At 39.3% G+C, this 18994-nt stretch carries 17 protein-coding genes, 1 tRNA gene and 1 pseudogene; 5 read left to right on the forward strand and 14 right to left on the reverse strand.

Features of this window, described 5'->3' with window-relative positions:
• Window positions 1–48: 48 nt before the first annotated feature.
• From SR187_RS06550 to SR187_RS06620, 14 genes and pseudogenes are all read right to left on the reverse strand, one after another.
• Entirely contained in the window at window positions 49–726 is a 678-nt protein-coding gene (locus SR187_RS06550; RefSeq protein WP_120171908.1) for a hypothetical protein, read from the reverse strand.
• 408 nt (window positions 727–1134) lie between these two features.
• Window positions 1135–1206, reverse strand: a tRNA-Arg gene (locus SR187_RS06560).
• Between the two features lie 55 nt (window positions 1207–1261).
• Window positions 1262–1936, reverse strand: a complete 675-nt coding sequence (locus tag SR187_RS06565; RefSeq protein WP_024532644.1) for a beta/alpha barrel domain-containing protein — start codon at window positions 1934–1936, stop codon at window positions 1262–1264.
• A 352-nt stretch (window positions 1937–2288) separates the two neighbouring features.
• Entirely contained in the window at window positions 2289–2636 is a 348-nt protein-coding gene (gene rplS / locus SR187_RS06570; protein ID WP_011921928.1) for a 50S ribosomal protein L19, read from the reverse strand.
• A gap of 158 nt (window positions 2637–2794) precedes the next feature.
• The gene (locus SR187_RS06575) at window positions 2795–4828 is read right to left on the reverse strand and encodes a surface-anchored 5'-nucleotidase (RefSeq protein WP_120171910.1); all 2034 of its coding nucleotides are present in this window, start codon (window positions 4826–4828) and stop codon (window positions 2795–2797) included.
• A gap of 263 nt (window positions 4829–5091) precedes the next feature.
• Window positions 5092–5256 (reverse strand): transposon-encoded TnpW family protein, encoded by a 165-nt coding sequence (locus SR187_RS06580; RefSeq protein WP_120171911.1) that lies wholly within the window; start codon window positions 5254–5256, stop codon window positions 5092–5094.
• A 126-nt stretch (window positions 5257–5382) separates the two neighbouring features.
• Window positions 5383–6006, reverse strand: a complete 624-nt coding sequence (locus SR187_RS06585; RefSeq protein ID WP_120171912.1) for a helix-turn-helix domain-containing protein — start codon at window positions 6004–6006, stop codon at window positions 5383–5385.
• Between the two features lie 245 nt (window positions 6007–6251).
• Window positions 6252–6442, reverse strand: a pseudogene (locus tag SR187_RS10240) (recombinase family protein); the annotation flags it as partial.
• 191 nt (window positions 6443–6633) lie between these two features.
• Window positions 6634–7245: a superoxide dismutase SodA gene (gene sodA, locus SR187_RS06595; protein WP_024532641.1), complete on the reverse strand. Its 612-nt coding sequence runs from the start codon at window positions 7243–7245 to the stop codon at window positions 6634–6636.
• A 96-nt stretch (window positions 7246–7341) separates the two neighbouring features.
• Window positions 7342–8373 (reverse strand): DNA polymerase III subunit delta, encoded by a 1032-nt coding sequence (gene holA / locus SR187_RS06600; protein WP_120172488.1) that lies wholly within the window; start codon window positions 8371–8373, stop codon window positions 7342–7344.
• A 255-nt stretch (window positions 8374–8628) separates the two neighbouring features.
• Complete coding sequence (locus SR187_RS06605; protein ID WP_231996430.1) at window positions 8629–9240, reverse strand: hypothetical protein; 612 nt, start codon at window positions 9238–9240, stop codon at window positions 8629–8631.
• A 146-nt stretch (window positions 9241–9386) separates the two neighbouring features.
• A complete protein-coding gene (locus SR187_RS06610; protein WP_120171914.1) occupies window positions 9387–11621 on the reverse strand; it encodes a DNA internalization-related competence protein ComEC/Rec2 in 2235 nt (744 codons plus the stop codon).
• A complete protein-coding gene (locus SR187_RS06615) occupies window positions 11605–12261 on the reverse strand; it encodes a helix-hairpin-helix domain-containing protein (protein WP_024532637.1) in 657 nt (218 codons plus the stop codon). The genes SR187_RS06610 and SR187_RS06615 overlap by 17 nt, the downstream gene beginning before the upstream one ends.
• An 84-nt stretch (window positions 12262–12345) precedes the next feature.
• Window positions 12346–13089 (reverse strand): lysophospholipid acyltransferase family protein, encoded by a 744-nt coding sequence (locus tag SR187_RS06620; protein WP_024532636.1) that lies wholly within the window; start codon window positions 13087–13089, stop codon window positions 12346–12348.
• Window positions 13090–13278: 189 nt separating this feature from the next.
• Between SR187_RS06620 and SR187_RS06625 the strand changes: the two genes are divergently transcribed.
• The 5 genes from SR187_RS06625 to SR187_RS06645 all read left to right on the forward strand — a co-directional run bounded on the left by SR187_RS06625 (window position 13279) and on the right by SR187_RS06645 (window position 18857).
• Entirely contained in the window at window positions 13279–14724 is a 1446-nt protein-coding gene (locus SR187_RS06625) for a UDP-N-acetylmuramoyl-L-alanyl-D-glutamate--L-lysine ligase (RefSeq protein WP_120171915.1), read from the forward strand.
• Window positions 14725–15082: 358 nt separating this feature from the next.
• Window positions 15083–15871, forward strand: a complete 789-nt coding sequence (locus SR187_RS06630) for an ABC transporter ATP-binding protein (RefSeq protein WP_120171916.1) — start codon at window positions 15083–15085, stop codon at window positions 15869–15871.
• 9 nt (window positions 15872–15880) lie between these two features.
• Complete coding sequence (locus SR187_RS06635) at window positions 15881–16810, forward strand: ABC transporter substrate-binding protein (protein WP_120171917.1); 930 nt, start codon at window positions 15881–15883, stop codon at window positions 16808–16810.
• A gap of 14 nt (window positions 16811–16824) precedes the next feature.
• Window positions 16825–17850: a FecCD family ABC transporter permease gene (locus SR187_RS06640; protein WP_120171918.1), complete on the forward strand. Its 1026-nt coding sequence runs from the start codon at window positions 16825–16827 to the stop codon at window positions 17848–17850.
• On the forward strand, window positions 17847–18857 hold the full coding sequence (locus SR187_RS06645; RefSeq protein ID WP_120171919.1) for a FecCD family ABC transporter permease: 1011 nt from the start codon (window positions 17847–17849) through the stop codon (window positions 18855–18857). Before SR187_RS06640 ends, SR187_RS06645 begins: the two co-directional genes overlap by 4 nt.
• Window positions 18858–18994: the final 137 nt, after the last annotated feature.

The following is an 18994-nucleotide window of genomic DNA, read 5'->3' on the forward strand; positions in this document are numbered from 1 at the left end:
TTTTTAGTAACAATACAAAAAAGAGCCCTCAGACTCTTTGAAACACTATTATTTTGATTCTTTAATGAATGTAAACTGCTGATCCATTACCAAAGACTCAGCTTTTTTTACATACTTACTAAAATCACCCGAATCAATGCCTAACTTCCAAAGTTTATTGGCCTTTTCATTGATTGAAGTAGTTTTAATTGAATTAAAGACTGGATCTACAACTCCTTTTAAAATTGGAACCGTCAGGATTCCAGTCTCGGTATTGTATTCTCCATCAATCTCCTTTGCTGCTGCTGTAAATGTGTCCGCAATCTGTTGCTTGATGGCACTGTCCGAAGGTTTTTCTTTATCAATGAGTTGCTTGGCTTCATCTGGTAGAGCATCATATGTCAGACCTTGCTTTTGTAACTCACTCTCTATTGTATTATCCACAACTTTAACAAGCGAATTTTTAAATAATTCAGTGTCTACTTGATAGCTGAGTTTTATACTAGCATTCCCATCATTTACTTCCAAAGACATATCCATGGTTTTTATTAACTGGTCTGGACGGATCCCCAATTCCTTAATTCCAGCAATATCTTCTTCATTGGCATTTGCTATAAGCAAATTCTTTATATTTTCTGTTCTCCAGTTACCGTCTATCGAACGGCTATCTATAAAAACACCAAAACCTACAAGGGCTATTCCAATGAATAGAGCAAGCCCCACAACAATCTTTAAAATCTTTTTCATTTTATACCTCCATAGGTCATTGTAACACATTTTAAGTTTTTTTCATACACTAAAATTCAGAAAAAACAATAGTACATATATGCCATTCTATACCACCCAAAATTTCAAAAAAGTCTGGAACTTGATGGAATTTTTTGGGGGAAAGAAGTTTGGACAGGCAAGTAAAGAAAGCTTGATACACAGAGGATCAGAGCATAGAATGACCCTTGAAAATTTACTCATTTTGAGACATTCTACAATGATGCAATTTTTCATTAAAATCTTAGCAACCTTATTATGTCAAATGCTTCTGTTTTTCGCTTTTGAATGCAAAGAAAAAAGATTGAAGAATTTGTCTAAAATGAACTTTTCTTCAATCTAAACTCCTTGAAAACATTGGTGTTTCAAGGGTTTCTGTATTATTCCTAATCTCCCCTGCAGGAATCGAACCTGCAACTAATTCTTAGGAGGAATTTGTTATATCCATTTAACTAAGGGAAGTCTGCTTCTCTGCCTTCTATTTTAACTCAGAAAACGGCAGAATGCAAGAGTAGGATCAATCTTTTACATACTGACGGTATTTTTCCATCTTCCCTTTAAACAGTTCTCCATTACTTGGAGCTGTGTAGGAAACTGCATTAGCACCAGCCTCAATAACCCGACGAATAGATTCTTCCGTTGGTCCACCTGTGGCAATAATGGGAAAATCTGGAAAATCTTCTCGAATTTTCTTCACAACATTGGGGGTCTCTAGACCACAAGAAATATTTAAAATATCCACTCCAGCCTTGATACGCGATACTAAGTCAGATTTTTCAGAAACAACTGTGTAAATAATAGGAATATCCACAACCTTATTGATTTCCTCAATTGTTTGAACATCTGTTGGACCATTGACAACAACTGCGTAAGCTCCCTCCGATTCAGAAAATAAACTCATATTGGCCGAACGTTTTCCAGTAGTCAAACCTCCACCGACACCTGCCAGCACTGGAACAGAGGCAACTAGCATTATACTCTTGATAATTGTAGGACTGGGTGTAAATGGGTAAACCGCTAGGATGGCATCTGCATTATGATTAGCAATGATCGATACATCTGTTGTAAACAAGACCGAACGAATCCGACGGCCATAAATCCGAATACCACTGCATTCTTTAATAACTTCAGGCATTTGAACAATATCTTGTCGCAAATCCGATAAAACCGATGGAATGAATTGTTGGCTCATGCACAGCCTCCTTTATGCTGAATATACTACAGTATAACATATTGTTTAACGGAAAACTATCTTTACATTTGTAGTATCTATGCTTATTTTTTATCTGCTCTAGAATGACTTCTATGTTGGGGATAATAAAACAGCCATCTAATCCGAATTGAGCCTGACCTATGAACTGCTCAAAAACTCCCCACACCTTGACTGCGCGGAGAGTCAATACCCATCTGAATCAGTCTAGAACCAAGACCTGTGTAACTTATGAAGTCAAAATAACCTAAAAGCCCAGAAAAAAGATAACCTGCCTTGACATCGGGCAGGTTATCTTTTTTCTGGCCGCTTTTGACGACCTTTGTATCCTATCTTAGCGACGGATTTCTTTGATACGCGCAGCTTTACCTTGCAATGCACGTAAGTAGTACAATTTAGCACGACGTACTTTACCGTAACGTACTACTTCAATCTTATCAACACGTGGAGTGTGAATTGGGAATGTACGCTCGACACCTACACCACCAGAGATTTTACGTACAGTGTACATTTCTGAGATACCTTGACCTTTGCGAGAGATAACTACACCCTCGAAAATCTGGATACGCTCACGGTTACCTTCGACAACCTTAGCATGAACACGCACAGTGTCACCAGGACGGAATGAAGGGATGTCAGTACGAAGTTGACCTTCTGTCAAACTTTGGATCAATGGATTCATGTTTTTCTCCTATCTTTGTCAATCATAGGTGCTTTTAAACCCAGCGGATAAACTGTATTTTTGTGCGTCCATTACACACGAGATATATTATACCTCAAGTATCCACTCTGTGTAAAGTACTTTGGTGCTTTTTTCTTTTTATTTTGTCTAAAGAAAAGCTATTGGTTCTCTTTGCGTCTCACTGATACTGCCATACCAAGTGACACCAAGCCACCTAGACTGATAAGGAAGGAGGTCAACTCTGCCTGACCTGTTTTTGGAAGAGCTTGTTTTCCTGTTGCTTTTTTAGCCATTTTTTGATCTGTCTTGGCAGTTATTCCTCCAGTTTGGTTCTTATCTCCTTGCGACTTGCTCTTATCATCCATCTTTTCTTCATTTGAGATGTTCGCCTTTGATGAATTGTCTTGATTCGTAGAGCTACTGCTATCTGGTTTTTCACCTACTTTTGGTTCTTCCACATACTGTTTTACAAAAGTTTTTCTACCCATGATTGCAGCACTTATACTCTGCCCTGCATTTTTCAAATCATTCAAATATTCGATAAAGACTTCTGTATCTGGGTTAATAGCACCAATCAGTTTTGCATCTTTGAAGATAGAAAAACCATCACCGCCTCCTAGAAGAAAGTCGTTGATAACAACTGTGTAAGTCTTTGCTGGGTCAATCTCTGTGCCATCCTCTTTAAAAGCCTTAGCAACCTTATAAGGATTGTCTGCTGTTGGGTTATCTGCCACAGTGTAAATATATTTGAGACCTGATAATTGCAAGAAGTACTTTTCACCTTCATCATATTGTTGGTTCAAGGCTGTATAAATCTGCTCTCCAGTCATTTGGACGATTTGTAGGATATTACCAAACGGTTGAACAGCCTGAGCTGCTCCCCACGTAACAGAACCATCGGCTTGAACCTTCAAATCAGCACGGATACCACCATCATTCGTCATTGCAAAATCAACATCATAACCTGATTTTTTAGCAATGGCTAACTGAGCTGTTGTTACTAAATTTCCCACAGCACTTTCTTTAAATTCATTAACTTCGCGTGAAATATCTGTTGCTTGGCTGGCAGTTCCAATCTTTTGTTCTGTAACCTGTTTAACGATTACATTAGCCTCATCCACAATAGCCTGAATTTCTGGATTTGGTGTTTTTTTCCCTGGAGCTACTGCAACAACTTTTGCAGTTGGAACAGCTTTGAAATCAGCAATGTCTGTATCATAAATCGCACGTACATCTGCATAGGCCTTACCTTGTGAGGTTGCCTGAACAATCAAGGTCTTTCCAGTCGTACCATTGGTATGTACATGGTTGTGCCCTGCAAAAACCACATCGACAGAGTTTTCAGGATAAATCCGATTTAATTTTTCAATCATATCTGCTGATTCACCAGCAGCTACACCATCCTTACTCGTAGCTGGAACATGGGCCAACACTACAATGGCCTTTACTCCTTCTTTATCTGTCAATTCTCGTGCATATTTTGCAATGGTCTCTGCCTCGTCCAGGAATGTATATTGTTCATAATTCTTCTTCAGAACAAGATTTGGGATTTCCGTTGTTACTACACCAATAAAACCGATTTTAGCTTCCTTATCATTTATAGGGACAGTTTTAATAGCGTATGGTTTCCAACCATAAGGAATTTCACCTGTTTTCTTATCGACAACATTAGCAATAACCATTTCTTGGGTCGCCGCTTCACGTTTGTAGTTGTCAACAATCGGGTTAAACTTACCAGGTTCTGGTGCCTGACCTGTCATGATACGATTATATTCCTCAAGGCCTTCGTCAAACTCATGATTACCGAGTGTACCGTAATCAATCTTCATTTTGTTCAATACTTTAACAGTCGGTTCATCCTGCAAGAGTGCTGAGTTAGACGGACTTGCTCCAACCATATCACCAGCTTGAACACGAATAGATTCTGCAGGCATTTGTTTTTCAGCGGTCTCAGCTTTAAATTCTGTTTCAGCATCATCCATATAGGTACCTAAAAGCGCTGCTGTGCCCGCATTGCGAACTGTTTCACCCTCAAGGCGTGCTGTTCCTGTCGTATCAAGCGCACCATGGAAGTCATTTACACCTATCAATTGGACAGCTAGTTCGTCTGCTAAAGCAGTTTGTGTCGCCATCACACTAAAGCCAGCCACAAGAGCCAAAATACTGCTCTTTAATCTAATATTCTTTTTCATAAGAAAAGTAATACTCCTTTTGTTTTTCGTCGTATTGACATAATCTATAATAATCCTTTTCTTATTATTTTTCAATATAAAATCAGTCGTTTAGGACAAAAACACAAAAAACATTCGTCTTTCACTCGTTTTACATGATGTTACAGAAAACATTTCATACATTTTCTCTTGTATTGCGAAGGTTTTGCTCAAATCCATCTTCCCAATTACAGAGCCATTTGGGAAGATTTGTCAAGGACATAAACAAAATTTCTTTGACAAATTTATATCTTCTCTGTTTCTCTTTTGATTAACTCTAGTATTTTATCCTTGTATGTTTCCCCTGTATCTTGCTTAAAATGTAGGTTTACAGTATATTTTGTCTTTCCAATATCCATTATTAACTGTTTATGTTGTGGTTCTTTTATTACTCTTTTTTCTTCTTCCATAAGTCCTCCTTTCCGTTTTTAGAAAAAGAAAAAAACAGTAAACCGATTTGATGATTTACTGTTTCGTAAGTTGCTGTGTTATTGTTTCTATTTAATTATTTCATTTCGACAAACTGGGATTTGTCATCAAACCAGCACTCCCGTTGTTCGTCTTTTCAACACAATAAAGCTTATGGCACAAATACTAATATACACTATAGCAAACAATACAACATGAGCAATGCCGATAGGGTATGGAGCAATCCACCCTTGTTTGAAAAGTGCGATAGAAATTGCACCCGTAACCATAGAAAAAGGCATGAACAAGAACCCGCTGAGATTAAGCCAGTTAACAGCAAAAGCCGGCCTTGCTGCAGAGAGTAACCGCCCGATAAAGTATCCAGCAATTCCAACGGCCTGAATAATCATTGAACCCCATATGGTATCTATGGTTTGCGTTTCATGCCAGCCTGAAAAAGCACTAAATAATCCAATCGCAACAAATGCTGTTGATGCGATATATAGTATCTTGCTTGTTAGCTCAGAGCTTTTCTGCTCTTTATCTGCAACTGGTTCAATTCCTTTTAGAATGTAATCGGTTGTAACTCCGAAGTAATCGCTCATGGTAATTATTTTTTCCAAATCCGGCAAGCTTTGTTCGTTTTCCCATTTTGAAACCGCCTGCCGAGATACTCCAACCTTGTCTGCAAGTTCTTCCTGTGAGATTCCGTTTGTTTTTCTCAAATACTCTATTCTGTCTGCCATGTTCATAACGCACACTCCTTTCTTTTATGGTTTAGTTATATCAAATCAATCGGTTGCATGGCTACCAAGCCACCTTGGAAATATGTCAACCAACAGTTGCAATGCTGTTTTTTTGTTAAGTCAATATAAATAACCTATCCTACAAAATCTAATTTATTTCACTCAATATTGTTATTATACCATTTTTCTATATCAGCTCTCTGTAGTACTTGACAATTGCCTATGAAATTAAAATATACATCAACTTGTTGTTTTCTATCTTTTCCCTTTCTTCGCTTCTTGGTTTTGTAATCAAGGCATATTATTCTACCAAGTGCAGTGTATCTCATATATTCTCTTTTTTCTAAGATATAACCTGCTGTGGTCAGTATCAAAAAATACGGATCTTCTATACCTTTTTCTTGGAGCTGTAGTTATTTTCGAGATAATGTATTTCTGCATATTTCGCTAGCTACTTGAAGCAACTTAAAAACTCTTCCTTATCAGGAAGAGATGATACTGTTCATATAACAACTATTGACTTTATTCCCAACTCTCGTCAATTGAAAGAATTAGTTTCTTCGGGAACTTAGGTCTCACGGACTTTCTTAACTAAAAGTCCTCTCACAGAAATACCGTGATATGATAAAAAGATTACTTACCAGTTGCTACTTGATAAAGTTGACCAACTTTGTTCCAATTGATAATTTCAAAGAAGGCCTTAATATAGTTTGGACGAACATTACGATAGTTGAGATAGTATGCATGTTCCCAAACATCAAGCGCTAAAATCGGTTTTAAACCTTGCATGATTGGTGTGTCTTGATTAGCTGTCGAGATGACTTCCAACTTGCCTTCGCTGTTAACAACCAAGAAAGCCCAACCTGAACCGAAACGCGTCGTAGCAGCCGTTGTGAATGCTTCTTTGAAAGCATCAAATGAACCAAATGTTTCATCAATATCTGCTGCCAATTCTGCTGGAATTTCTGTTTTTTCCGGTGAAAGCAATTCCCAGAACAAGGCATGATTGAGGTGGCCGCCACCATTGTTAATCAAGGCTTGACGAATATCTACAGGCAGAGCATTAACATCTGAAAGGAGGGCTTCTAGGTCTTCACCAATTTCAGGATGTTTTTCAAGCGCTGCGTTGGCATTTGCCACATAAGTTGCATGGTGCTTGCCATGGTGCAAGGACATTGTTTCCGCATCAATATACGGCTCCAAAGCATCGTATGCATAGGGTAGGTTTGGTAAACTGATTGCCATAATCTCATTCTCCTATTAAAATTGATAAGTCCATTTTACTCCAACATGGAATCCTTTTCAATTTATTTGTCCGAAACCATCTATACTAGTGTCCTTCTAGGTTGTAGCAATCTTTAGTAAGGCTAAATCAAACAGGTATTCCTTATCAAACTGACCTGTCTTCATTTGGAAATCTGTCTCAATCAAAAGTTTGATAGCTTTTTTTAAAAAGCCAATTGATAAGTGACGAGAGTCACGTAGAGCATATTTTACCTGAAATGGATTGACCTTTCGTCCCATAATCTCGGATAATTCTGCCACAATCTGCTGTTCTCCACGTCCTTGTGCCTGCAAGATTTGAACCTGTAAATAGGTGCGAAACTGTGTCAACATAATAGCGATGAGTTTGATTTCTTCCTCCCCTTGTAAACGCAAATCACGTACTAAATTGCGTGCTTGATCCATTTTTGATTGCAGTACAAGCTGGGTTAGATCAAAAATATTATCCTGCAAAGTCTTAGGAATCGCTGCATCAATATCGGCTAGAAAAATAGGTTCTTGTCCCTTATAAGACTGTAAAAAAGCTAGGTTCTTACTGACTTCTGCAAAATCAAAATTGGATTTTCCCAAGAGATAGTGAAAAACATCCGCATCCATCTGCAAGCCTATACGACAAACTTCTTTCTGGAAATAATGTTTTAAATCAGCCTCTTTCAAAGGATTAGCTTCTAAAATCAAACCATCTCGCTTTAGAAGTTTGACTAGACGGCGCTTGCTGTCCAACTTTCCTGGTGCTAAAATGACCAGACGAGTTGTCTCAACAGGATTTTCCAAATAGGCCTCAAACTGCTTAAGCTCATCATCTGTCAAATAGCGTTTTTTATCTGTTGTCATATCAGAAAAGTAGTCCAGAATAACTACTTTTTCATCTGAGAAGAAAGGAAGAGAAACCAAATCCAAGTCCACTTGACGATACTCTGCCTCTGACATATCAAAGTAAGCAAAGCCTAAATCTGCTGTACTAAAGTCAATTTGTCTTAGCAAAAGTTCCTTTGCAATTTGATACTGTCCGACATCTTCACCACATAAAACGGTCAACAACCCCAAATTTTCTCTTTTTACCTGTTCAATCTGTCCAATTACTGTCATGCTGTCCTCTGTTTCTTCTTCCATTGTATCATAAAAAGATGGATGACTCAAAATGTGATAATGCCTCAAAATCTTGCAAACAGCATAGAGTCCAGTAGGATAAAGTCTATTGAATAATCACCATCTCTTTTATTAGACCTTTATCAACATTGTCCAATTCTTAGGAAATCATACCTTTGTCACTTGCTCATGAGCTATTTAGAACCTATCGACTTTGGGCATTTCAATGGTACAGAAACATTGCCACTGATACACTCAGTTACTCCACCAACTTTTCAAATTCCACCAAGTATCTTGAAAAGAGTCTCTAACTACATCTCTCCACGTTTTATTATTTTCCTCTTCAATAGAACGTTTAAACAAACCTTCAGCATATTCTTTTTCTTTAGCTTCTTGCTCTTTTTGGAAATGCTCAGCTTGTTTCTTTTCACTTTCGTATACTAGCTTACCAAAATAAAAATTCCCATCATCTGCAAAGCTCAACGTAACAATATCTTCTTCTGTTAGCGGTTTTTTCAGTTGGACTGTGTAATTTCCGCTGCCATCTGCGCGATTCCCGCTAACCTTCCATTCTCTATCTTGACAATCCGAATAAATTTGTTTATCCGTATACGTACACTTTAACTTAAACTCTTTATCTGCGACCTTTATTTTTTCTCCATTAACACTTGTATATACATAACCATGTGGCTCCAATTTTACCTGAATAGAATTGGAACCTACATTAAAAGGAACCACCGTAACTCCTGGTACACTCTGCTGTCCTTTAGTTTTAAATGGTACTGTATCGGCCTTGATACCGGTAAATGATAAAGAACCAATAACGCAAACACCTACAGTAATCAATATTTTCTTAAATTTCATCATGCCTCTTCCCTCAGAATATCTAAACTAGATTAGCATATACCAATTCCATTAAAAATTCAACAAAAAAACTCCATTGAATAGATATGTGCATATTATAAAAACTAGAGTTGCTGATGGAGTATGGCTATCTCACATACCATTTTCACTCATCTCACCGTTTCAATTGACCAACTTCGCCAACCTCTAAAGCGAATAGCTCCTTGCCGGTCTGTCCGATAGATTTGCATATTCTTCTGTTCAAAACGCTCCAAGGTTTCTTGATGGGGATGCTTGTAGCGATTTTTCTCACCAGCCGAGATTAAGGCAATCTTAGCTCCAATATGGTCTAAAAATTCAGGATAAGAAGAACCTTTTGAACCATGGTGTCCAGCTTTTAGAACATCAACTGACAATTTGGGATAGGTTTTTATCAGCTCTAATTCCCCCTCCTCCAGATCACCCGTAAACAGAAAATTGATTCCAAGGAGCCGTCCATAGAGGACAATAGAATCATTGTTGCTACCATCACCCGATCGGCTCGGATAGAGCACTTCCAAATAGGAATCAACAATCGGTAGGCGATCACCCACCTGCACAACATGAACAGGTACATTGATTTTTTTCAAGGTGGTTACAAAGCTAGGGACTGTCAAACTACCTGAAGACACATAGATCTTTCCGATCTTAAAATTCTTAGCTACTTCCAGAACATCGCCCACATGGTCAGTATCGGTGTGCGTCAACACCAAACTGTCAATCTTGTCCACACCTCGACTATGTAGATAAGGAATCAAGGTCCTCTCTGCATTAGCCTGACGGGATCGCGCCTTCCAGCCTTCCTTGACCGTAAAATCCACCCGTCCACCAACGTCAATTAGAACCGTACGCCCCTGCATATCTCGCAAAAAGATACTATCTCCCTGTCCGATATCTACGACAGTTACTTCATTTTCTAATGGATGTTTTGTAATGAAAAATAGCAGAGTAAGGAGCAAACTCAATCCTAACAGCCATTTTTTCTGTCTATGAAAATCGTAAAGCATGAAAAATCCCAGTAACAAGACTAACAAGATGAAGTCAGACGGTTTCCCTAGTATCAAAGGTCGAAGACCCAAATCCGATACCCAAATAATCATTTTCTCCATCAAAACAAAGAAAGAATTGACCCAAGTAATCTTGACCAAGGGAGATAAAAGAAAAATTACAGATAGACTCGGCAAAAGCAATACATCAAAAACAAAGGAAAAGAAGAAGGTTAGTAGAATAGATAGGGGCTGAAAAGCGAAAAAATAGGTCATCAGAATTGGCAGAATCCCCAGAGAAATACTCAGACTTTCCACTACAACCTTTTTGATTTGCTTCAAGTCTTCAAAATCAAAGACCGTCAACAAAAAAGCATAGGTAAATGTCAAGACACCTCCAACTGTCAGGAGAAAACGAGGCTGCACCAAGAAACAAATAAAGAGTGTTGCAGCAAAGTTATCCAGCTTCCGAAGCCCCAGGTTGCTCAAAATTTTCTGAATCAAAGACCGGACGACTGATACAGAAAAGCCTGTCAAACCAGCATAGACAAAAGAAAAGGGGACTTGTAATTGATCAACTGTCTCCTTTGTCAAGCCTAAACGCAGTAAAATCCAGCGAAACTTATCAATGAAAAAACCTACCTGCATTCCTGATAGAGCAAAGAGATGGATAATCCCCAGACTGGAGTAAAGGGCGCTCATCTGATCAAAGTCACTGTCCAACTCTCCAAAAAGCAACCCTGTCATGTAATGGCTCATGGGGGAAGGAAAATTAGATTTGATGAAAACCAAGGCTTTTCTCCGCCAAATTGACAACCAATCCATAGGGTTCCAAGAGTGAATAGGTACGATCTTATTGATAGTCGCTATGGTGAGGATTCGATAGATTCCCTGTGTTTTTAAATAGGCTTGATAATCAAAACCATTGAAATTCCGCTGACCTGATGGGAGACTTGTCTCTGCCTTCACCTCCACCTGAACAAGAGCTGTTAGCTTTTGGAAATACTCCTGTTCTTTCTGACTAGTTAGTTTGTAGAAACCTTGGTAAATCTGACCATCAGTCCTAGCACGGAAAGATAACTGATCGCCATTGATATTTATAGTATCCGGCACAATCTCTACAGCAGTCACTTGCTTTGAAACAGCCTGCTCTTCCTGTTTCCATTTGAGCTTTTGGCAGCCGAAGAATAGACCGCATAAGACTAGAAGCGGCAGCATTTTAAAAAAAGTAAGTTTCCCCTGACGCCGCCAATAGATTACCAATAATAATATCAGAAGGCTCATTGTCAACATCGAAAAACGGTGAACCGTAAAGTAGGTCACGACCGCCAAAATGGCTAGATGTATAGGCTGACAGGGAAGCTTATCCAACCGTAACATAGGATCGGATACTTTCTAGGGTCTTGTCACCAATGCCAGAAACATTGCTGAGATCGTCCACCGACTTGAAAGAACCATTGGCTTCACGATAAGCAATAATATCCGCTGCTCGCTTAGCACCGATGCCTGAAATGGTCTGTAAGTCCGCCACCGTAGCTGTATTCAGATTAACTAGACCAGATTTATTTCCCTCTTGAGACAGGGCTGAGCTAGTTGAAGAATTGGGAACTACCGAAATATTCTCACCCTGACTAGCCACATAGACGACTGTTTCATCAGTCAGCTTTTGTGCTAGATTGATAGATTTTTGATCTGCTTGACTAGTGAAACCGCCCGCTGCGGCAATAGCATCATTGATACGGGCACCAGTCTCTAAGGTGTAAAGACCGGGATTTATCACTGCACCCTTGACATCCACCACTAGTTTGCTGTTTTTCTCGCTAGCTTCTGTTGAGGTCTCTTCTATCACTTCTTGACTGGAGCTGATTTGTTCTGTCTGTGAAAACTTGGTCAATCCTGTCTGGTCAACTGGCTGAGCTGACTGTCTAAAAAGAAGAAAACTCGCCACCACCACTACTGCTATCACAGGCAGACCAACTTGCCACTTGTATTCTTTAATGCATTCAATAACTTTTTCCATAAAATTACCTCCACTTAAATCATTCGGAAAAAGAAATGAAAAAACCCGCATTTTGCGAGTTCTGTGCAATAACATATCTTTCTCTCACTTATCCAACTGTGTGCTTGGTTGCCAGAAAAAGCTTGCAAGATAGCTAAAAGCATAGGTCAACCCCAAGATAAGTGCCACCAGCAAAAGGACTGGAAGTCGGTAAATGTATGTAAAGATAGTTGGTCTTTTCTTTGTCTGGAAAGATGCTGCAAGTTCCTCTATGCGCTTGAACTCCGTTTCAATCCGACGGGTTACTTCTGCTGTGCCTTCATCATCCATCCGCCTAATATCGGACACATCAATCGGATTCCCAAAAGCCACATCAATCCGCTCGCCAGCAAGTAACCCCTTAATTGTCATCGGACCAACATAGGTAGCAGGCATAAGCTTAACCTTAGCAGATTTCGCAATAACAGCCACTCCCCCCTTGAGTTCGGATGAATGACGACTACCTGATGGAAACATCACTAAGGAACGATCGCTCTTTTTTAGCATATTCACAGGATACTTGATAGCTGCCATACCGGGATTATCACGATCAATCGGAAAGGCTCCACATTTGCTAATCCACCAGCCAAAACCACGGTCCTTGAATAACTCTTTTTTAGCCATGAAAATAAATTGCTTGGGTGCTGCAGCATAGCCTAGAAAAACCGGATCCCAAAAAGTTTTATGAGGAGCAATTAGAATATAGTTTTCCTCTTGTGGCAAAATTTTGTCCCTATCATGATAATGAATGTTACCATTGATTGCCCAAAGTAAAAAAGTTAATAAGGTTCTTAGATACGAATAAAACATTTTCTTCTCCTTTTCAGTCCTTTCCATTATAGCATAAATAGGGTAAGTTCGACATTTCTAAGATGACATACAAAAGGAAAAAACAGACTCACCATTTTTTTATTCATGGATATTACTAATGTGGAGTCCCCCCATCATCTTTCTGTGTATTTACTTGTCAAATACCTTTGATAGGTTTACAATAGAGGCATGATTAAAATTGAACGTGTATTGGACATTTTGAAAACAGATGGCAATTTTCGCCATGTTAGCTATAATCAGGAAGCTTTCAAAACATGGAAAGGGATTTCATTTAATGCCCTTAGCTATGACAGTCGAACGGTTACCTCAGATACCCTTTTCTTTGCTAAGGGTTTGTCCTTCAAAAAAGAATTTTTGGAAGGAGCTATTGCGGCTGGTTTAACCTTTTATGTGTCTGAAATTGACTACGAAGTAGGTATTCCTGCAATTCTAGTAGGGGACATCAAGCAGGCAATGAGTCTGGTGGCGATGGACTTCTATAAAAACCCTCAGAACCAGCTCAAACTTTTAGCATTCACTGGTACTAAAGGAAAAACGACCGCAGCTTATTTTGCCTTCAATATCCTCAAACAACATCACAAGCCTGCTATGCTTTCGACCATGAACACCACTCTGGACGGCGTGAACTTTTTCAAATCAACATTGACCACTCCGGAAAGTCTGGATCTCTTTGCCATGATGGCAGAAGCCGTAAAAAATGGCATGTCCCATCTGATTATGGAGGTATCCAGTCAGGCTTATCTCGTGAAGCGAGTCTATGGTCTAACCTTTGATGTCGGGGTCTTTCTCAACATCAGCCCTGACCATATCGGGCCGATTGAGCACCCAACCTTTGAAGATTACTTTTACCATAAGCGGCTTTTAATGGACAATAGTAAAGCAGTCGTTGTAAATGCTGGCATGGATCATTTTGAGGTCGTAAAAGACCAAGTCTCTTCTAAAGACCATGATGTTTATGGACCTGCTTCTGAAAATGAAATCATTCAATCTGCTGGCTTTGACTTCACTGCTACTGGCAAATTAGCAGGCCATTATGATATACAACTCATTGGTAGATTCAACCAAGAAAATGCCATCGCAGCTGGACTAGCTTGCCTACGACTGGGAGCCAATCTCAAAGATATTCACACAGGGATTGCTCAAACAAGTGTACCGGGTCGCATGGAGGTCCTAACTCAGAAAAATGGAGCCAAGGTTTTCGTGGATTATGCCCATAACGGTGATAGTGTGAAGAAATTGATTGATGTCGTCTTAGAACATCAAACAGGCAAAGTCATCTTGATACTAGGTGCACCTGGAAACAAGGGAGAAAGTCGTCGAAAAGATTTTGGGCTCTTGCTCAATGATTATCCACAAGTAGATAGTATATTAACAGCAGACGATCCTAACAGAGAAGATCCCGCAGTTATTGCTGAACAAATTCGTTCTTACATGACACGGCCAAGCAGCTTTATCCTAGATCGCGAAGAAGCTATTCGCTTTGCTATGACTCAAACCGTATCTCCGCAGGATGCAGTTATCATCGCTGGAAAAGGGGCAGATGCCTACCAAATCGTTAACGACAAGCGTGAAGAATATGCTGGTGACTTAGAAATTGCTAAAAAATATTTATAATTCCTTAACCATTGTTTCAAAGAACAATGGTTTTTTATAATCATTATTATTAAATTAAAATTTTCAGAAAAATCTTTGTCTCACAAAATTTTTATGGTATACTATTGATCGAAACGTATTGAAAATCATAGTCTGCTTATTCTACCAAGCAATAGAAAAGTTTTTTTCAAAAATAGAACGGGAACTTTCGTACCTTAACGCAATCAATTCTATCTGAAAAAAATTATTTCTTCGTATCAATTGTTTATTTCATCCAGAGCCTTACACCTTTGTGTCTAGCCGACTGTGATCAATTTCCTATTTTATACGGATATACGGATTTTTACGCTCTTTGTATCCTTAGAAAGGAGAGAACTTTGTGTCTTCTATTCAAGCTGAAGCTATCCAAGTAGCTTATGACAATCGAACAATCATTGATAGTTTGTCAGCCACTATTCCGACAGGAAAAATAACCACGATTATCGGTGCTAATGGTTGCGGAAAATCAACCTTGCTCAAAGCATTGACAAGGATTCTCCCCGTGAAAAAAGGAGCTGTCTATCTGGATGGGCATGTCATTGCTCAACTTCCTACCAAAGAGGTAGCCAAAAAACTAGCCCTTCTACCTCAAATATTAGAAGCAACGGAAGAAATTTCTGTCTATGAGCTAGTTTCTTACGGTCGTTTTCCTCATCAAAATGGGTTGGGGCACCTTTCTGATCAAGATAGAGAAAAAATTAATTGGGCGATGGAAGTGACCCAAATCACTTCCTATGCCCGACTACCTGTCAATGATTTGTCCGGTGGACAACGGCAACGGGTTTGGATTGCTATGGCCTTGGCTCAAGATACTGATACTATCTTTCTTGACGAACCCACTACTTATCTAGATCTTAATCATCAGTTGGAAGTGTTGGAACTCCTGAGAAATCTCAATCAAACACGACAGAAAACGATCGTCATGGTTCTCCATGATGTCAATTTATCAGCTCGTTTTTCAGACTATATGATTGCTATGAAAGACGGAACGATTTATCGCCATGGTTCTGTTTCTGATGTTATGACAGCAGATATTCTTGGGGAAATATTTAAGATTGAAGCCCAATTGATACAAGATCCAAAACAACAGTATCCTATTTTACTAACTTATGATTTAAAATACAATTAAGGAGAAAATATGAAAAAGATTTTAACCTATTTTAGTTTGTTTGTAACCCTTATTTTCTTGACAGCTTGCTCGACTGCACAAAACTCAGATAAAGTCGAATTGTCTAGCATGCCAAAGATTGAAGGTATTACCTATCACGGGAATATTCCAAAAAATCCAAAGAAGGTTGTCAATTTTGCCTATTCTTATACAGGCTACCTGTTACAATTAGGAATCGATGTATCAAGTTATAGCTTAGATTTGGAAAAAAATAGTCCTGCCTTTGGTGAACAGCTCAAAAAAGCTGTTCGACTAACTGCTGCGGATACCGAGGCTATTGCTGCACAAAAACCAGATTTAATTCTTGTTTTCTCAGGCAATGAGAACCTGAAGACCTTGAAAGAAATTGCTCCTGTCATTGAAATTACCTATGGAAAGAGTGATTATCTGAAAATGTTGACTGATATAGGTCAAATTTTTGACAAGGAAAAAGAAGCCCAGACTTGGTTGGATCAATGGAATAAAAAGGTAGCCTCTGCCAAGAATGAACTCAGTGGCCTGATTGATCCAAAAACAACCTTTACAGTCATGGATTTCTATGATAAAAATATCTATCTCTATGGCAATAACTTTGGTCGTGGTGGAGAACTCGTTTATAAAGCACTTGGTTTTGCTGCACCTACTAAGGTGCAAGAAGATATTATCAACAAAGATGGTTGGTTTGGCGTGTCGCAAGAAGCCTTACCAAACTATATCGGAGACTATGCTCTTGTCAATGTCAATGATAAGACCAGAGAGGCCGCAGCCTCTCTCAAGGAAAGTGATATTTGGAAGAAACTACCTGCGGTGCAAGCCGGTCATGTCATTGAGATCGATTACAATCTCTTCTACTTCTCAGATCCTATGTCACTTGATATGCAAATAGGGGCGTTTGTTACAGCCATCAAAGAAGCGAAGTAAAAAGGAATTGTACAATGAAGCAAGAAGAATATCTTCTTTATCACTCAACAAAGCCAAAGAAAATTTGGCTTGTTTTTTTCATCATTAGCTCACTGTTTCTGGTGGGAGCTTACTGCGGTTTACGGTTTGGTACTGTCTCTTACAGTCACGACCAACTGATGGAGGTTCTCCAAAACCCTATGACTGATTCCAATATCCAAGATGTCATTGTGGACCTACGAATGCCGAGAATATTGGCTGCCATTTTAGTCGGAGCAGCTATGGCTCAGGCAGGAGCAATGATGCAAGGAATCACTCGCAACGCTATTGCTGATCCTGGTTTGCTGGGAATCAACGCAGGAGCAGGTCTAGCTCTTGTCATTGCCTATGCAATCATGGGAAGTCTGCATTATAGCCAGATTTTATTCATTTGCTTATTAGGATCATTCCTAGCAGCTGTCTTAGTTTTTGGTCTCTCTTATCAGGCTCAAAAAGGCTATAATCAGTTGCGTCTAATCCTCTCTGGGGCTATGGTAGCAAGCCTCTTTTCAGCAATTGGACAAGCCATCACCATTTATTTTGATCTGTCTACTGCAGTTATCGGCTGGCAAGCAGGAGGATTGGTTCAAGTCAATTGGAAAATGTTAACAATTATCGCTCCTTTCATCATCTTGGGACTAATTTTAGCTCAGCTTTTTTCCCATCAGTTGACGATTCTTAGCCTCAATGAAACCGTTGCAAAGACTCTGGGACAGCGAACTCTGTTGATAACGTTTGTCTTACTGGGCATTGTGTTGCTACTGTCAGCCGCTGCAGTAGCTTTGGTAGGAGCACTTTCCTTTATTGGTCTTATTATCCCACATTTTATACGGATGTTTACAGGAAAGAACTATCAACTTCTACTACCTTTGACTGCACTTGCAGGAGCTGGCTTTCTTATCTGGGTAGACCTCATCTGCCGCTCTATCAACCCTCCTGTTGAAACTCCCATCAGCGCTGTTATTAGTATCATCGGTCTACCTTGCTTTCTATGGTTAATCCGAAAGGGGAAACACTTATGATGAGAAAAAAACATCTTCTAAGAGCTTTCTCTCTCCTTATAGCCCTACTTCTGGTCGGCTGCCTAGTTTCTCTGTCTATCGGCTATGCCAATTCATCTTTTTCAGATATTTTAGATGTAATAACTGGACGAGCAAATTCTTCTACTTTACTTATTATTAGCCGGATTCGCTTTCCTCGCATTTTAGCTTCCATAATTGGCGGTTCTTCTTTAGCCTTGGCTGGCTTGCTCCTGCAAACCCTAACTCGTAATCCTCTAGCAGATTCAGGTATTTTGGGTATCAATACCGGAGCTGGGTTAGTTGTAGCTATTCTGGTGGGTATGTCTTCAAAAATAAGTCCTATCTTTCTAGCCTTTACTCCTTTATTTGCCATGTTTGGTGGTGGGTTAACAATTTTTCTAGTCTACTGGATTGCTCGTAAAAAGTTCTACGGTATCCAACCAACAAGTTTGATTATCACAGGAGTGGGGATCTCAAGTATGTTGGCAGGTATCATGGTCAGTATTATCAGCCGGCTAGATGACTTCAAGATGAAATATATTGTTCAATGGCTGAGTGGCAGGGTTAACGGTGGGGACTGGGCAACGCTAGCTACCTATTCTCCACTTCTGATTTTGGTTTGGTTATTAGCCTTTAGTCGGAGTCGCCCACTCAACATTATGAACCTCAATGATCAGACAGCTATGGCTTTAGGCCTACATCTTCAAAGGGAAAGGCTCATAACTTTAAGTTTGGCTACTGCTCTGGCAGCCCTTAGTGTGATCCTGGTTGGAAATATCACTTTTGTTGGTCTCATCGCTGGTCATATCACTCGCTATTGGCTAGGTAACGATCACCGCATAACCATTCCAGCCAGCATGCTGACAGGTAGCCTCATTCTACTTCTAGCAGATACAATTGGGCGCGTCCTTCTAGTCGGAACAGACATTCCAACTGGCTTGGTTGTCACTGCTATCGGTGCTCCTTATTTCCTTTGGTTATTAAAAAACATGACTAGGTCATCCTAGCCATGTTTTTTTATATCTTATTCTTTGCAATAAAATCCTACAGGTGAAATATTACTCATTTGAATGACTCTATATTGATATGGCAAATTTAAAATATAGCTTGACATTTAAATCAAAGAAAATAACTTCTATATTGT

Source organism: Streptococcus ruminantium, assembly GCF_003609975.1.
Lineage (GTDB): Bacteria > Bacillota > Bacilli > Lactobacillales > Streptococcaceae > Streptococcus > Streptococcus ruminantium.

What these genes read in the sequence shown, in the direction of transcription:
- SR187_RS06550 (WP_120171908.1), bottom strand. Translation starts at nt 726, where the DNA reads ATGAAAAAGATTTTAAAGATTGTTGTGGGGCTTGCTCTATTCATTGGA.
- SR187_RS06565 (WP_024532644.1), bottom strand. Translation starts at nt 1,936, where the DNA reads ATGAGCCAACAATTCATTCCATCGGTTTTATCGGATTTGCGACAAGAT.
- rplS (WP_011921928.1), bottom strand. Translation starts at nt 2,636, where the DNA reads ATGAATCCATTGATCCAAAGTTTGACAGAAGGTCAACTTCGTACTGAC.
- SR187_RS06575 (WP_120171910.1), bottom strand. Translation starts at nt 4,828, where the DNA reads ATGAAAAAGAATATTAGATTAAAGAGCAGTATTTTGGCTCTTGTGGCT.
- SR187_RS06580 (WP_120171911.1), bottom strand. Translation starts at nt 5,256, where the DNA reads ATGGAAGAAGAAAAAAGAGTAATAAAAGAACCACAACATAAACAGTTA.
- SR187_RS06585 (WP_120171912.1), bottom strand. Translation starts at nt 6,006, where the DNA reads ATGAACATGGCAGACAGAATAGAGTATTTGAGAAAAACAAACGGAATC.
- sodA (WP_024532641.1), bottom strand. Translation starts at nt 7,245, where the DNA reads ATGGCAATCAGTTTACCAAACCTACCCTATGCATACGATGCTTTGGAG.
- holA (WP_120172488.1), bottom strand. Translation starts at nt 8,373, where the DNA reads ATGACAGTAATTGGACAGATTGAACAGGTAAAAAGAGAAAATTTGGGG.
- SR187_RS06605 (WP_231996430.1), bottom strand. Translation starts at nt 9,240, where the DNA reads ATGATGAAATTTAAGAAAATATTGATTACTGTAGGTGTTTGCGTTATT.
- SR187_RS06610 (WP_120171914.1), bottom strand. Translation starts at nt 11,621, where the DNA reads ATGTTACGGTTGGATAAGCTTCCCTGTCAGCCTATACATCTAGCCATT.
- SR187_RS06615 (WP_024532637.1), bottom strand. Translation starts at nt 12,261, where the DNA reads ATGGAAAAAGTTATTGAATGCATTAAAGAATACAAGTGGCAAGTTGGT.
- SR187_RS06620 (WP_024532636.1), bottom strand. Translation starts at nt 13,089, where the DNA reads ATGTTTTATTCGTATCTAAGAACCTTATTAACTTTTTTACTTTGGGCA.
- SR187_RS06625 (WP_120171915.1), top strand. Translation starts at nt 13,279, where the DNA reads ATGATTAAAATTGAACGTGTATTGGACATTTTGAAAACAGATGGCAAT.
- SR187_RS06635 (WP_120171917.1), top strand. Translation starts at nt 15,881, where the DNA reads ATGAAAAAGATTTTAACCTATTTTAGTTTGTTTGTAACCCTTATTTTC.
- SR187_RS06640 (WP_120171918.1), top strand. Translation starts at nt 16,825, where the DNA reads ATGAAGCAAGAAGAATATCTTCTTTATCACTCAACAAAGCCAAAGAAA.
- SR187_RS06645 (WP_120171919.1), top strand. Translation starts at nt 17,847, where the DNA reads ATGATGAGAAAAAAACATCTTCTAAGAGCTTTCTCTCTCCTTATAGCC.